Origin of the sequence: Aquiflexum gelatinilyticum (genome assembly GCF_024813435.1) — a bacterium.
Taxonomy (GTDB): Bacteria; Bacteroidota; Bacteroidia; order Cytophagales; family Cyclobacteriaceae; genus Cognataquiflexum; species Cognataquiflexum gelatinilyticum.
Genome location: NZ_JANAEZ010000003.1, coordinates 344,072 through 358,705, shown reverse-complemented (window position 1 = coordinate 358,705; position 14,634 = coordinate 344,072). Strand labels below are relative to the sequence as shown.

At 39.9% G+C, this 14,634-nt stretch carries 11 protein-coding genes; 2 read left to right on the top strand and 9 right to left on the bottom strand.

What is annotated here, in order from left to right; genetic code table 11:
• Window positions 1–323 precede the first annotated feature (323 nt).
• Window positions 324–1,430, top strand: a complete 1,107-nt coding sequence (locus tag NK987_RS09510) for an AI-2E family transporter (RefSeq protein WP_258422784.1) — start codon at window positions 324–326, stop codon at window positions 1,428–1,430.
• An 18-nt stretch (window positions 1,431–1,448) separates the two neighbouring features.
• Here NK987_RS09510 and NK987_RS09505 read toward each other — a convergent pair whose 3' ends face one another.
• Window positions 1,449–1,814 (bottom strand): DUF2200 domain-containing protein, encoded by a 366-nt coding sequence (locus NK987_RS09505; RefSeq protein WP_259263654.1) that lies wholly within the window; start codon window positions 1,812–1,814, stop codon window positions 1,449–1,451.
• Between the two features lie 250 nt (window positions 1,815–2,064).
• On the opposite strand from NK987_RS09505, the gene NK987_RS09500 reads away from it, so the two are divergent.
• Window positions 2,065–2,649: a DUF4136 domain-containing protein gene (locus NK987_RS09500; RefSeq protein WP_259263653.1), complete on the top strand. Its 585-nt coding sequence runs from the start codon at window positions 2,065–2,067 to the stop codon at window positions 2,647–2,649.
• A 76-nt stretch (window positions 2,650–2,725) separates the two neighbouring features.
• Here NK987_RS09500 and NK987_RS09495 read toward each other — a convergent pair whose 3' ends face one another.
• The 8 genes from NK987_RS09495 to rpe form a co-directional block, all read right to left on the bottom strand.
• A complete protein-coding gene (locus NK987_RS09495) occupies window positions 2,726–4,432 on the bottom strand; it encodes a sodium:solute symporter family protein (protein ID WP_259263652.1) in 1,707 nt (568 codons plus the stop codon).
• A 94-nt stretch (window positions 4,433–4,526) separates the two neighbouring features.
• Window positions 4,527–6,983 carry a PIG-L family deacetylase gene (locus NK987_RS09490; protein ID WP_259263651.1) on the bottom strand — a complete coding sequence of 819 codons (2,457 nt, stop codon included), beginning with the start codon at window positions 6,981–6,983 and terminating at the stop codon, window positions 4,527–4,529.
• A gap of 95 nt (window positions 6,984–7,078) precedes the next feature.
• Entirely contained in the window at window positions 7,079–8,236 is a 1,158-nt protein-coding gene (locus NK987_RS09485) for an acyloxyacyl hydrolase (RefSeq protein ID WP_259263650.1), read from the bottom strand.
• 127 nt (window positions 8,237–8,363) lie between these two features.
• The gene (locus NK987_RS09480; protein WP_258422778.1) at window positions 8,364–9,572 is read right to left on the bottom strand and encodes a tetratricopeptide repeat protein; all 1,209 of its coding nucleotides are present in this window, start codon (window positions 9,570–9,572) and stop codon (window positions 8,364–8,366) included.
• Window positions 9,573–9,629: 57 nt separating this feature from the next.
• Complete coding sequence (gene gyrA / locus NK987_RS09475; RefSeq protein WP_258422777.1) at window positions 9,630–12,110, bottom strand: DNA gyrase subunit A; 2,481 nt, start codon at window positions 12,108–12,110, stop codon at window positions 9,630–9,632.
• Window positions 12,111–12,202: 92 nt separating this feature from the next.
• Window positions 12,203–13,189: a hypothetical protein gene (locus tag NK987_RS09470; protein ID WP_259263649.1), complete on the bottom strand. Its 987-nt coding sequence runs from the start codon at window positions 13,187–13,189 to the stop codon at window positions 12,203–12,205.
• 102 nt (window positions 13,190–13,291) lie between these two features.
• Window positions 13,292–13,786: a hypothetical protein gene (locus NK987_RS09465; RefSeq protein WP_258422775.1), complete on the bottom strand. Its 495-nt coding sequence runs from the start codon at window positions 13,784–13,786 to the stop codon at window positions 13,292–13,294.
• Window positions 13,787–13,941: 155 nt separating this feature from the next.
• The gene (gene rpe / locus NK987_RS09460; RefSeq protein WP_258422774.1) at window positions 13,942–14,592 is read right to left on the bottom strand and encodes a ribulose-phosphate 3-epimerase; all 651 of its coding nucleotides are present in this window, start codon (window positions 14,590–14,592) and stop codon (window positions 13,942–13,944) included.
• Window positions 14,593–14,634: the final 42 nt, after the last annotated feature.

Below are 14,634 nucleotides of genomic sequence, written 5' to 3'. Positions count from 1 at the left end.
GGCTTTTTTGGCTACTTTTTTTGCTAAGAAAAAAAGTAGCTGTAAAAATGGGCGATGGATTTTTTATGTCCTTTAGAACATCCCTATAGTTAATTTTGGTTTGTTCATTCATCCGGATATACATAAAAATGAATGAACCAATTAAAGCATTCTGCGAATTATGTAAAACACAATTGATATTTTAATGCTCTTTCCTATAAAAAATCCCGACCTTTGTAGCGAATTCTTTTGTTTCAATATGGTTTCTTAAATGATTCCAAGCAAAAACGGCATAAATAATTCTATGCCATTTTTTACGCTAAAGACATGAAATTGAAAAACCTATGAACCTATCCTTCTCCAAATTATTCTTCGTGCTGGCCTTCGTATTTGGTCTTTTTGCCGTGATGGTGATTGCCAAATCTGTCTTGATACCACTTAGCATGGCATTGCTAGTGTCATTTATCTTATTTCCGGTCGTTCAAAAATTAGAGGCATGGGGAGTCAATCGGTTGCTTGCTGCCTTCCTTTCTTTACTGATGATGTTTCTGATTTTAACAGGATTTTTAACTTTATTTTCAACCCAGATTATGAATTTTTCGGATCAGATTGCAGGATTCACTGGAAAAATAATGGACACCCTATCCGAGGTAATTGTCTATATAAATGGAAATATCAATTTTATTGAAGATTTGAATAGGGAAGAATTGATTGAGGAAGGAATAAGTTGGCTTCAGGCATCATCCGGGACATTATTACAAAGTACATTTAGCACTACAGCCACACTATTTACAGGCATATTTACCACCATCATATTTACATTTTTGATTCTGATTTATCGGGATGGTTTGACCAAAGCATTTGTCTCTTTTGGGGAGGTAGAAAATCAGGATAGAATCTTTAGGATGCTCCAAAAAATACAGCGTGTTGGAAAACAATACCTTTCGGGGATGTTTATTTTGATTTTGATTTTGGGTTTTGCCAACAGTATAGGATTGCTTCTCATAGGGATTGACAATCCCTTTCTATTTGGATTTTTAGCAGCACTGTTATCCATAGTACCTTTTGTCGGCACCACCATTGGCGCAGTTATTCCGGTACTTTACGCTTTTATGTCTTCGGACTCTCTATGGGTTCCCGTGGCGGTGGTTATTTGGTTTTGGGCAATCCAGGTAATTGAAAGCAACTTTCTCAATCCAAAGATTGTCGGCAGTAGCCTCAATGTCAATGCCTTGGTCGCCATATTGAGTTTGTTGGTCGGTGCTGCGGTATGGGGAGTGGCAGGCATGATTCTATTTTTGCCATTTGCTTCCATCCTCAAAGTAATCTGCGAAGAGTTTGACCAATTGAAACCCATTGCCATGCTGATCAGCAACGATATTTCCGGGGATGAAAAAAAAGCTGCAAAAAATTCAATGTGGATAGAAAAAGTAAAGGGCTGGTTTAAGTAAATGTGGAATTGGAACTCCTCACCCAACCCGTAAAATCTTATCCATCTTTTTTCCTTTGGCCAACTCATCAACCAACTTGTCCAAATACCTGACCTTTCGGGTGACGGGATTTTCAATTTCTTCAATACGGTAACCACAAATTAATCCCGTGATAAGTCCCGCATTTGGATTTAGGTCGGCCTTATCAAAGAAGATTTCAAAGTTGGCTTTTTCATCAATCAATTCCTGCAATTTCTTTTCATCAAAACCGGTCAGCCAAGTGATGACCTGAAGCAATTCTTCCTTTGTCCTTCCTTTGCTTTCCACCTTGCTGATATAGTGGGGAAACACCGAGGCAAAAGTCATTTTTGCCACACGCTCATTGTGTTCTGGGGTTGTTTTCATGAGATTTAAGTCTTTCTAGAAGTTTTTTCAAGAGAATTCGCTCTAATTATTAGAAAATTACAAAAAATTTTATTGTGTAATTCTCCATTTGAGGAAAACATATATGGCATATCATAATCAGTCACCATAAAATTCTATTTTAAGCAAATAATTAGATGAATATTTTTCACACATTAAGCAGTGTTTAACCCTTTGTTATATATTTCGTTATATTTATTAAGATGTTTAACGAAATAAAACAATTTTAATCATGAAAAATTTAAATTTTAAATATATTTTAACTTCAATTTTATTTATATCATTGGTGTCAACTTTGGCCTTTGGCCAAAAGGCTTTTACAGATAAAAGGGAAAACATAGATTTGAGTGAATATAAAACATATGAATGGATTTTCACAAAAGAGAATATCCCCGAAGACCAGTTAATCTTTGACGGAAGCACCATGTTGATTTACAACAACACAAGCGCCAATAAGAATGTCAAAGACGCCATAGATACACAATTGGCTGCCAAAGGATTTAGCCACGATAAAAGCAGTCCGGATATGTTGGTTAACTTCCATATTCTTGAAAAGCCAACAGAATTAAGGACTTTTACCCTGACAAATGGTCAAAACTATTTGGGGTTTGGTCCAAAAACAACAAACTCAAAAATGGTACCTGTCAAAGCAGGCACAGTTATGGTAAATTTTATAGATGCCAATACAGGGACTCAATTGTGGCAGGGATTTGCTTCCGGCGCATTTGATGCGACAGACATGAAAGATTTCTCAAACTTGGAGGCCAAAGTAATTGCAATTTTCAATGAATGGGATTTTGACCCTTTTGCTGAGTAATCTGACCTTCTATAACCAAAAAGGCGCAAGTGAATATTGCGCCTTTTTTTTTAATTTTTTTTTACTTTAATCGCTTTCATTTCCTTCCAAAAAACAACTGTAACACGGCCGCAAATGACATCACCAAAATGCAGCCAATTGCATTGTACCAAAGAAATCCAATATCAATCTGAACCCCCAAAAGTGTACTGCCATTTTTCCAATGGATCAATAAAATAATCGCTTCAGCGAGAAAAGCCGCAATAAAAACTGCGTGACCTTTGACCCACTTCATATAAAAACCTACGAGGAAAATCCCCAAAATCGTCCCGTAAAAGAGCGAACCAAGCAGGTTGACGGCTTGGATCAGATTTTCAAACAGGGAAGCATAAATCGCAAACAGGATCGCAAAGCCTCCCCAAATCGCCGTAAACCATTTGGAAGAAACCATATAATGGTATTGACTAGCATTCTTGACGATAGAGCGCTTATACATATCGATGGTCGTGGTAGTACCTAAGGAGTTAAACTCAGAAGCAGACGAAGACATCGCCGCACTGAAGATCACCGCAAACAACAACCCTATAATGCCTTTGGGAAGATAATCCATTACAAACCTCATGAAAATATAATCGGTATCCCGGGTAACAGCAGCGGCGTCGTTTCTGACAATCAGGTCTTTTACCTCATTTCGGATGGTTTCCTGGTATTGGCTTTTCTTTTGGATGCCATCCTTCGCCATGGCGATACCGGCTTCGTCCTCCGCATCCACGGCTTTGAGTAAGTCTTGGATGTCCTTGTTTTTCTCCTGAAAAACCTGTGTGAACTCATCCTGCAAAAACCTGTAATCTTCCTTAAGGGCACTGTTTTCCAATTGCTCGGTTTGTTGTTTATTGAAGACAACAGGAGGTTGGAAGAACTGGTAAAACACAAATACCATTACCCCGATAAAGAGGATGATAAACTGCATCGGTACTTTCAGCAGGCCATTCATCATCAGGCCCATCCTGCTTTGAGTCAGCGAACTACCGGAAAGGTAGCGCTGCACCTGAGATTGGTCTGTCCCAAAGTAGGAAAGGAAAAGAAACAGCGCTGCGGTCATCCCCGACCAAAAATTATATCTGTCGGCCCAATTGAACTCAAAATTTACCACATTGAGTTTTTCCATTTTACCCGCGACATGCAGAGCATCAGTAAACTTCACCGGAAGCATATAGATAACTAAGATTCCCGCCAAAAGCATCCCTCCCATCATGACAGCCATTTGTTGCTTTTGGGTAATGGATACGGCCTTGGTCCCACCGGAAACGGTATAAACAATCACCATCATCCCGATAAAGATATTGGTGAACGTGAGGTTCCAATTCAGCAAAGTCGAAAGGATAATTGCAGGTGCATAGATCGTTATCCCTGCCGCAAGACCCCGTTGAACCAAAAAAAGAAAAGCTGCCAAAGTCCTGGTTTTCAAATCAAACCTAGTTTCCAAAAACTCATAGGCCGTATATACTTTTAGTTTGTAATAAATCGGAAGGAATGTGACCGAAAGTATAATCATAGCCAAGGGCAATCCGAAGTAAAACTGGATAAACCGCATCCCGTCCTCATAGGCCTGTCCGGGTGTGCTGAGAAAAGTAATCGCAGACGCCTGTGTCGCCATGATGGAAAGACCGATTGTCCACCAGTTCATGTCACCGCTGCCACGGATATAACCATCCATGTCATTGACCTTGTAGGTTTTGTACACACCATATCCTGCAATGGTAATGAGGGTACCAAAAAGAACAATCCAGTCTAATGCACTCATGCGAAATGATGGGTAAGCCAGTAAAAAAACAATACCAAACCACCCAAGGTCAGCATCAAGCCTAAGTACCAGTTGTTCCAGTTGATTTTATCTTTCATTTCCCCTGCTCAATAAGGTTAACAAATATTTTTACTGCACCAGGCACGCCTGCCGGAAGCTGACGGAACCAGGAAATTCCAGAATAGGTATATGTCCCTTCGCCGTATTTGGTATGGATCAAAGATCCATGGAAGAATTCCTCTCCCGGATCCTGAAAGGCAATCGGTGCACTGTAATTCGGGTCCCAATTGGCGGTGAAGTAGAGCCCTCTTTCCTGAACCCAACCTTCAAAATCCTTAGGGGTGATTTTATTAGGTCCTGCCAAAATTGGATGGGAATAATCCACTTGAATCGGTGAATTTTCCACAGTAACCCTTTCCCTTGATATAGAAAATGGATGCGGTCCAAGGTCTTTGGTCAGCAAAGGAGAACCAGTATTGTATTGCACGATTACATTTCCACCTTCTTTCACATATTCCATCAACTGATCGACATTGGAAGCGAGTGCCTGATTGACATTGAATGCCCTGATCCCAACAATAACCGTGGAAAAGGCTTTTAGCCTGTCTTTCTGAAGATCTGAATCTTCAAGGATGCTCACCTCATAACCGAGGTTTTTAAGGATTTCAGCCACATCATCCCCTGCCCCGTTAATATATCCGATTTTTTGGCCGGAAACTTTGATGTCTGCCTTTACTACACCCAAAGTGGTGCTTGTGAAATAAGTAAGATTAGGGATATGTTTATAGGAAATCCGTTTGGTATCTTGGTTGAATTCCCTGCCATCTTTACTACTGAAGGTAACCATAACTTGCTTTTTCTCTTGGTCAGAATCAAGGATATCAAGTGTATAAAGTATTCTCTTTCTCCTTTCATCCTTTTCGACACTTACTATACGGTATTGGTTTGATGCCAAGCCCTTCAGCATCAGGTCACCATCCAGTATTTTATCCCTAAAACTTACTTCCACATGGAGCTTATGTTCTGCGCCTTCCACCAAAAAGAGATTGGCTTTGTCCAGATGAACATTGACCTCAGGTACCAAGGTGAAAGGCTGCTTAACTTCTCCGTCCACCTGATCATTGTATTTGTATTGGAGAGGGAGCTCCATCTTGATTTTCTGCCCTTTTATTTCTAAGGACACTGACCCGAGGATACTTGGGCTATTGTTGGGTTTTCCGATTTTCTCCGGCTCGGTAATATTAAACAATGAACCGTCCAATGGTTTTTCTAGCCAAAAAGGCTGAGAAACGGGATAGTCCTTGGGTATTTGAATTTCAATCGGAATGGTCAGCGGAATATTGCCATTCAGTTCTTTATCGATTTGGGACTTGAAAAGTGTACCATCAAAGGATTTGACTTTCACGACACTTTGGGATGGGTTATTAAAGACAAATTCAGCATTGATCTTTTCTCCAGGATAGCCGATTTCTTTCCGGATATTAAACTCCGCTTTGATTCCAAGCACCTCCAAGATCAACCCGTCAAGCTGTTGTTTTTTTTCTGTTAGCCAAAGGGCATTTGATTTTTGAATGTCAAGTAATGATTTGATTTTCAACAAGCCTTCCAAGTTATTTTCAGGTTGTATAAAGTCAAAAGAGGAAAGCACGGCTTCAATGGATTTGGTAATTTCACCGCCATTTGGCAGATCATTCCATCGGCTTTCAATTGCTTCAAAAGGATGTGTTTTAAAAGGTTCTCCTTTGATCAATTCAATGAAGTCGTTGCCTTGACCGATCTGTGAAGTCGAGCCAAAGCCTTGCGATTTGTGCATTGTACGGCTGTCTGCGGCAATCTTAGAATAAGTAGTCCCCAATAATGGGTTGTATTCACCTACCAAAAATCTGTGGTAAGTTTTCCCTTCTTCTGGTTCATATTGCCCCCCCCAATTGTAAGCATTCCAAAAGACACTTTTAGCCTGCCACACAGAGACGTATTTGAGTTGCTCGGGAAATGCGTTTTTGTCGGCAGCTAATTCAAATGCCTCCACAGAAAGCATGGCAGAACTTGTATGGTGACCATGAGTAGTTCCTGGAATGGTATTGAACCTATTAAGAATCACATCTGGTTGGTATTTGCGGATTATCCAAACCACGTCGGATAATAGTTTTTTCTTTTCCCAGTTGTTGAAAGTTTCATCAGGATTTTTGCTGAATCCAAAATCCAAAGCTCTGGTAAAAAACTGCCTGCCACCATCTGTTTCTCTTGCCCTCAAAAGTTCCTGTGTCCTTATCAAACCCAATTCTATCCCGAGTTCACTGCCGATGAGGTTTTGTCCCCCATCTCCTCTTGTCAAAGAAAGGTAAGCCACTTCAGCATGTTCAGCATTTGCCAGATAGGCTATCAGTCTCGTATTCTCGTCATCAGGATGCGCTGCGACAAATAATATCCGCTTGGTCTCCTTGAATCTCAAAAGGCTATGGTAAAGTTTAGATGAAGGATTGGATTGTGCAAAAATAGGAAATACGAAAAGGTAACATAAGCAAAATAGCCACCACTTTTGATTCTTCATGTTTTTCAAAATTTGGATAAAATGTACTGCAAGCAATTTTCTAAAAAAACTGTTTTTTATATCAATGGGTTGTACCAATTGTTAAAATACCTAAATCAATACTTGTTTTTATCTTTAAAAATGGAATATCCTACAGTCCATTCAAAGATATCGGCTTTGAAGCCATGGGCTTTTAAAGTAATACCGGTAAACATTTGGTTGGAAAATCTATACCTGATTCCTATCCTTTCATAGTAAAAACTTGGTTCATCATTGAATTCATTCCTATGGATATACACGCCGATGCCCAATGGAATAGAGAAATTTTTTTTCAGTATCCATTCTCCTGAAGCTACTACTGCAAAAGAGGTTTTGTCCATAAATCCGCTTTTCACCCAATCCCCCGCCAAGATCCCGTTATTGGCATAGAACATATCCAAGCCTAAACCATATCTAAGTTTATATCCTGTCTGCCTTAAGTAATTGGCACTGAATCCCCACTTCAAGTAGATGTCACCTCCGATTTCATAGTTTTTGGCTCCAACGGAAGTCCAAAGATTCACATGGTTGTTACTGATATATTGAGGTATATCTGAAAGGTCTGCGTTTTCAAAAGAAGCACGGTTGAGGGTTGATTTCAATCCTATGGAAAACGGAATGAAATTCAATCCTGAATTTGGTTTTTTAATAGAGCCGTTAGAAAAATGCTTCAATCCAAATGCAGCATCAAGGTCCATCCATGGGGTAATGGCATATCGCATAGAGAATCCTACATGGACATATCCATTTCTGTAAGAACCAATGAATAGGTTGATGGGATTAGAATCCGGGTCATAAGGTTTGAAGTTAAATGCCAAACCAAATGCCGCAAAGTAACTGTATCTCAATTTACCATTCAGAAAAGTCTTGGTAAATGGCAAATCTGCGAATGCATAAACTGCATTGGGTTTGCCGATATAATCGTTTTTGAAGGTCGCCGTGTAAAGTCCAAATCCATAAGTGGGGTACCTGTAAATCCTGTTGTAAAGATTGCTTTTTGTATTTCTGAATCCTAGCCTCAAATCCAGCGCCTTATAATTCAACCCGTTGTTGATGAATTCCCCCCAATCTGTATTTTTTGGAATCATAGGACCTGTTTCGAACAAAAGGCTTAAGTGCTTTTGGAATTTTGGATTATGATTGGCAACAGTATCTGACTCATTGGAAGCCTTTGCCAGATCAAAGGAAAAAAATAAAAATAAAACCAAAATCCTGAATCTGATATTTGCCGGCATTTGACAAGGAATTTTTTATATCAATCGGCAAAAATGAAAATTTATTGGCAGTAAACAAAATCAGAAAATGCAACAAAAAAAGGCCGTCAAAATTGACGGCCTTTCAAGTAATTTAAAATGCTTAGAATTATTTTTCCATCCAGTCAGCACCTAATTTTGCAACAAGCATTTTGTTGTATTTCTCAGCTTCTGCAGTGTTTTTCAATCTTGTGTGAACATTGAATAAAATTTCCATGATTTCAACATTTTCAGGCTTTAAAGACAAACCTTTTTCGAAATATGGAACTGCCTCGGCATAAAGACCTTCGGCCTGCTTGGTCATTGTTGGTGCATTTTTTTCCCATTCTTCATCAGATAGGTCATTGATTTTTGCCAAAATCTCCCTTGCCTGATCCAAGAATATTGCTCCAGTATAATAGTTTCCTTCAAAGAAATTCGGATCTGCAACCACAGACTTTTTGTACTCAGCCAAAGCACCTGCCATATCGCCTGATTGCTCCAATAGGTAACCATATCTCAACAGTAAACCTGCATTATTAGGATCTGCAGCCAACGCTTCTTTTACGGAAGCCATTGCCTCATCCATTTTGTTCATCTGAAGCAAAAGTTGAACTTCAAATTCAGACAGCGTTTTATCATCAGGATAATCAGCCCTGGCTCTGGTTACATACTTATATGCTTCTTCCGGATTTTTATCCTCAGCACTCAAGATTTGAATCAAAAGGTAATAAGCACTCAGCTTATTGTAATCTTTGATCTCAATCAGTTTTTTGAATTGCTTCTTGGCATCTTCATATTTACCAAGGTCATTGGCAATATACCCTGCATTGAAGGAAGAGGTTGTGTCAGTAGGATCGATGTCGGACATCAGGTTGAAAAACTCATAGGCCATTTCCATGTCGTCATTTTCATAGGTTTTGATCGCCTTTTCAAATGCGGCATTTTTTAGGGTTCTGATCGAGTATGGCTTGAAGTTTTCAGGAAGATCAGGTATCTCCTCCTTATAAACTTCTTTTCCTATTTTACTCTCTTTATCATTTCCTGACATTTCCATAGCCTTGTTGAATTGATCAAGAGCACTTCTGCCAATCTCTACAGTGGAAGCTACATTGGAAGAATCCTGACCGAATTTTTTTGTCAAAATCCTGGCTTTAAGGAGTGGGGTATTTGGGTCATCCTTGGTTTCAGGGTTTTCAAGAGCTGCATCAATTTCCGAAATTGCAAGTTCAAGATCTCCTTTTTTGAAGTTCTTTTCCGCGGAACTGACGACTTTCTTCTGGGCAAAGGCAACCGTCGCGACTGCAACCATTGCCAATGATAAGATTACCTTTTTCATTTGTTTTCTTTTTTGCTAATTATTTGGTTCTTTATTGATTCTATGATAAGTGTTGGATTATAATTCCGGTGCAGTTTCTACTTCATCCTCTTCTTCCCTAGTGATTTTTTCGACTGACGAAATTTCATCACTTTCGCTTAATTTAATCAACCTGACCCCCTGTGTAGCCCTTCCCATCACTCTCAATTCTGACACCGGAGTTCTGATTGTAATCCCTGACTTATTGATGATCATCAAATCATCACTGTCCACCACTTCTTTGATCGCTACTAAATAACCTGTCTTTTCTGTGATGTTCATGGCTTTCACCCCTTTTCCACCACGGTTGGTTATTCTATATTCCTCGATCAGTGAACGTTTTCCATATCCTTTTTGTGAAACCACAAGAAGTGTTGCATCTTCTCTCGAAGCACATACCATGCCAACCACTTCGTCTTTAACATCACTTAACGTAATTGCCTTCACACCTGTGGCTGTCCTTCCCATTGGTCTTACAGTAGATTCATGGAAATGAACTGCTCTACCGGACTTGGCTGCAATGATGATATGGGAATCTCCATTGGTCATATCCACCCGAAGCAACTGATCGTCCTCCCTGATATTCAAGGCGATAATCCCATTTGTCCTTGGTCTGGAATACTGTTCCAAGTTGGTTTTTTTGATAATCCCCTTCTTGGTCACCATCACTAGGTAATTGTTGGTGATATAATCAATATCATTCAAATCTCCGACCTGTATAATTGACCTGATTTTGTCTTCCGAAGTAATATTGATCAGATTTTGGATTGGTCTTCCTTTGGTTGCTTTTGCGCCTTCAGGTATCGCATAAGTCTTCAGCCAAAATAATTTCCCTAAGTCGGTGAAAATCAATAGGTAATTGTGAGTAGAAGCAGTGAAAAGATATTCGGTCCAGTCATCTTCTTTGGTGATCGCTCCTCTGGACCCAACACCGCCTCTACCTTGAGACCTATATTCAGTCAATGCTGTCCTTTTGATATAACCCTGATGGGAAACAGTAATGATTACCTCCTCATTGGGAATCATGTCTTCATAGCTGAAATCTTCGGCATTGTGCTCGATAGTTGTCCTTCTTGCATCATTGTACCGGTCTTTGATCTCATTGAGTTCGTCCTTGATGATCTGCATCCTACGCTCCTCACTACCCAAAATATCCTTCAGGTCTATAATTAAGGTCATGATCTCATTGTATTCATCCTGAATTTTTTCCCTTTCCATGCCGGTTAGACGCTGCAAACGCATGTCAAGAATGGCACGTGCCTGAATTTCACTCAAGCTGAATCTTTCCATCAAACCATTTCTGGCTGTTTCAGGATCCCTTGAACTCCTGATCAAGGAAATCACCTCATCAAGGTGATCCAATGCAATCAGGTATCCCTCTAAGATATGGGCTCTTTTCTCAGCTTCTCTCAGTTCATATTCTGTCCTCCTGATGACTACCTCATGCCTGTGGTTGACATAATGGAAAATCATGTCCTTCAGGTTCAATGTCTGTGGCCTGCCTTTTACAAGGGCCACGTTATTGACTGAAAAAGAAGTCTGAAGCTGGGTCTGCTTGTATAGGTTGTTGAGTACAACACTTGATATCGCATCTCTTTTTAATTCATAGACAATCCGCATTCCCTGACGGTCAGATTCATCCCTGATCGCAGAAATGCCATCTATTTTCTTTTCATTAATAAGTGCGGCAGTTTTTTCAATCATATTGGCCTTATTGACCAAATATGGGATCTCCGATATGATGATAGATTCTCTGCCATTGTCCCGGGTTTCAATCTCTGCCTTGCCTCTTACGACTACTCTTCCTCTCCCTGTTTCAAAGGCTGCTTTTACACCATTGTACCCGTAAATAATTCCTCCTGTAGGAAAATCAGGAGCAATGATATACTCCATCAATTCAGCTACGGAAATTTCTCTGTTGTCAATAAAGGCGATGATCCCGCTTACTACTTCCCCAAGGTTGTGGGGAGCCATATTAGTGGCCATTCCGACCGCAATTCCTGATGTACCGTTAAGCAACAATGCAGGGATTTTGGCAGGCAAGACCACAGGTTCTTTTAAAGAATCATCAAAATTGAGTTGGAAGTCAACAGTTTCTTTATTGATGTCTATCAGTAACTCCTCTGCAATTCTTTTAAGCCTAGCTTCGGTATAACGCATCGCAGCCGGATTATCTCCATCTACGGAACCGAAGTTTCCCTGTCCATCTACCAATGGATATCTCAAAGACCAAGGCTGGGCCATTCTGACCATGGTCTCATATACAGCAGAGTCACCGTGCGGGTGGTATTTACCCAATACTTCCCCAACTATTCTTGCAGATTTCTTGTAGGGTTTGTTATGCATCACACCCAATTCCTGCATACCAAAAAGTATCCTTCTATGAACCGGTTTGAGTCCGTCTCTAACATCCGGAAGGGCCCTTGAAACTATAACTGACATCGAATAATCGATGTACGCCCCTCTCATTTCATCCTCAATTGTAATAGGGATTATATTCTCGTTTTCTCCTTGCGCCATATTTTAAAAGGTGATCAATAAGCCTGCAAGTTAATAAAAAGAATACGGTTTTAAAAAGGGAAAGCGATCTTGGGGCAGGTTTTGATTTGGCATCAATACCACTGCCCAACCCTTCGGTTTTGTAGTTGAAAAATAGAGCTGCCCCTGTATTCCACTCCGTTGTGCAAGTGCTTCATTACTACCCCACAACCGGGAACTTTACACCTCTTGGTGCTAGGAAGACTGATTGACAATCCTACCTGTGCAAAAAAAAGATTTTGACCAATGGTTTGAAATTCTTCCGGGATTTCTGTCTGGTAATTGTATTTACGGAATTCTGCTCCTGTTTTGACAAAAAACTTGGTGTACTCTGAAAATTCTTTTTCTACCCGCAAAGCCACGTTGAAAAAAGACTGGTTATTGGTATTGACCAAAGCATCAAAATTCTTCCTCATGTAGACATTTCCAAATTCACTTTCAGCCATAAATCTCCAAGGATAGATCTGTCTAATCCTTTGGTTCATTTCGGATTGCATCATGATGTTGTTGGAGTCAAAAGCCTTATACCGCCATCTCAAAAATTTCGCCCGCTTGTTGGCATCATACAGCACCAATCCAATCGAACCAAATGCCCTATCCAAAGTATAGTTGGTCCTGTCAAAACGAAATTCCAAATCACCTGAACGCAGACTTGACATCCCTCCGAATTCCCTTCCATAACCTGCACCAAGAGTCAATGTATTGAAAAGATTGATTTTGACTGCTGCATTGACCGGGATGGCAAAATTATTGCCTGAAAAAGTAAGGGTATCTTCAGCAGTTATTTGCTGGGGGATTTCAATATTTTGGAATTGCTCAATAGGATATAGCGAGGGAGAAAGAGACGTAAACACCATTTTATTGGTATGGAAGGCACCTCCTGTAAAAACCTCAAAACTGAAATTCCCAATCGCATTCCTAAAAACATTCCCAATATTACTCTGGCTTTTCCTAGTTTTGGATTTGGCTTTTGAATCTATCCCGAATATATCTTCATCTTGGGCATTTCCAATTTGAATTCCCAAAGACAAAATCCCAATCAACGCAATTAGTTTTTTCATACAAATAATTAACGAAACCGAAATTAAAAACAATACCTTGACTAAAACAAAAAAGGCTTTCAATTATGAAAGCCTTCCGGGTCTTGTTGCTGATTCGACCATTTAAACGTTTCCCTCACCTTCTTCCCGCTTTTTTCCCAATTCCGAAATCAGGGAATTGATTTTTTCATTCAGGCTGGGATCTGCGGATTTTGCTTTCATGATTTTATTATAGGTTCCTGCTCCTAATTTTTCTGCATCCTTGATGAAATCAATCTTATAATTCTTGACTGATTCACCCAAGGAATCCATAAAATCCTGGATCTTTTGGAAAGCAGCCTTTTCCTCTTCTGTGATATTTATTTCTGCAAGTTTTGTATCATCCCCCCAAGCTCCTTTGATTTCATTATACCTAGCTGCACCGCCTAAAGTGGAATCCCCCTTGATCATCTCCACCAACTCTTCCTGTTTTTCTGCCAAAAAATTCGCAACTGACTCTTCCATCGTCGCAAATTTCAAAATTTCCTCCTCTGTAACTTCCTCTGCTGCCTCTTGTGCCACAGACTTCACACTCATAATTCCCATGAATAGGAAAGCCAATAAAAACACTTTTTTCATGTTGTAAACGGGTTTTGGTAAATAAATTCAAATTGTATCAACTTTCAATAAAGGGCTTAAGCCTGATGAATACAACAAAATCATCAAAAAAAATACCCTAAAAAATGTTAAATGGAATATATTAATTATAAAAGGAAGACGGTTTATGGCCTCATTTAAAGCCCTTTAAGTTCGTGTATGGTCTGGATGGGATCTGCTGCTGAAAAAACAAAATTACCGGCAACCAAAATATCCGCTCCCTCGGCAATAAGCAATGGCGCATTTTTTAGATTCACTCCTCCGTCGATTTCTATCAGAGTAGATGTCCCTCTTTTATAAATTAGAGACTTCAGCTGTGAAACCTTCTCATAAGTATGTTCAATAAATTTTTGGGCGCCAAATCCAGGATTGACGGACATCACACAGACTAGGTCTATATCATGGATGATATCTTCCAAGAGGTGAACAGGTGTATGAGGGTTGATAGCAACTCCAGCTTTACAGCCTAGGCCTTTTATGGCCTGCAAAGTCCTGTGCAAGTGATTACAAGCTTCCAAGTGAACAGAAATGATATGCGCTCCTGCTTTCTGGAAAGCTTCCAAGTACCGGTCTGGGTCCACGATCATCAAATGAACATCCAAAGGTTTTTTTGCATGCCTATGGATTGCTTCAGTGACTGGTATGCCAAATGAAATATTTGGAACAAACACCCCATCCATGATGTCTACATGAATGTAATCTGCCTCTGAGGCATTGAGCATTTCGATTTCTCTTTGGATGTTGGCAAAATCAGATGCTAATACAGAAGGGGCAACTTGAACAGACATGGCAGGAAAGGGTTATAGAATTGCCTGCAAAGGAAATAAAAA

Bases quoted from the DNA above. Each gene is read 5' to 3' on its own strand.
- NK987_RS09470 (WP_259263649.1), bottom strand. From the start codon at position 13,189: ATGAAAAAACTAATTGCGTTGATTGGGATTTTGTCTTTGGGAATTCAA.
- rpe (WP_258422774.1), bottom strand. From the start codon at position 14,592: ATGTCTGTTCAAGTTGCCCCTTCTGTATTAGCATCTGATTTTGCCAAC.
- NK987_RS09500 (WP_259263653.1), top strand. From the start codon at position 2,065: ATGAAAAATTTAAATTTTAAATATATTTTAACTTCAATTTTATTTATA.
- NK987_RS09505 (WP_259263654.1), bottom strand. From the start codon at position 1,814: ATGAAAACAACCCCAGAACACAATGAGCGTGTGGCAAAAATGACTTTT.
- NK987_RS09480 (WP_258422778.1), bottom strand. From the start codon at position 9,572: ATGAAAAAGGTAATCTTATCATTGGCAATGGTTGCAGTCGCGACGGTT.
- NK987_RS09485 (WP_259263650.1), bottom strand. From the start codon at position 8,236: ATGCCGGCAAATATCAGATTCAGGATTTTGGTTTTATTTTTATTTTTT.
- NK987_RS09495 (WP_259263652.1), bottom strand. From the start codon at position 4,432: ATGAGTGCATTAGACTGGATTGTTCTTTTTGGTACCCTCATTACCATT.
- NK987_RS09465 (WP_258422775.1), bottom strand. From the start codon at position 13,786: ATGAAAAAAGTGTTTTTATTGGCTTTCCTATTCATGGGAATTATGAGT.
- NK987_RS09490 (WP_259263651.1), bottom strand. From the start codon at position 6,983: ATGAAGAATCAAAAGTGGTGGCTATTTTGCTTATGTTACCTTTTCGTA.
- NK987_RS09510 (WP_258422784.1), top strand. From the start codon at position 324: ATGAACCTATCCTTCTCCAAATTATTCTTCGTGCTGGCCTTCGTATTT.
- gyrA (WP_258422777.1), bottom strand. From the start codon at position 12,110: ATGGCGCAAGGAGAAAACGAGAATATAATCCCTATTACAATTGAGGAT.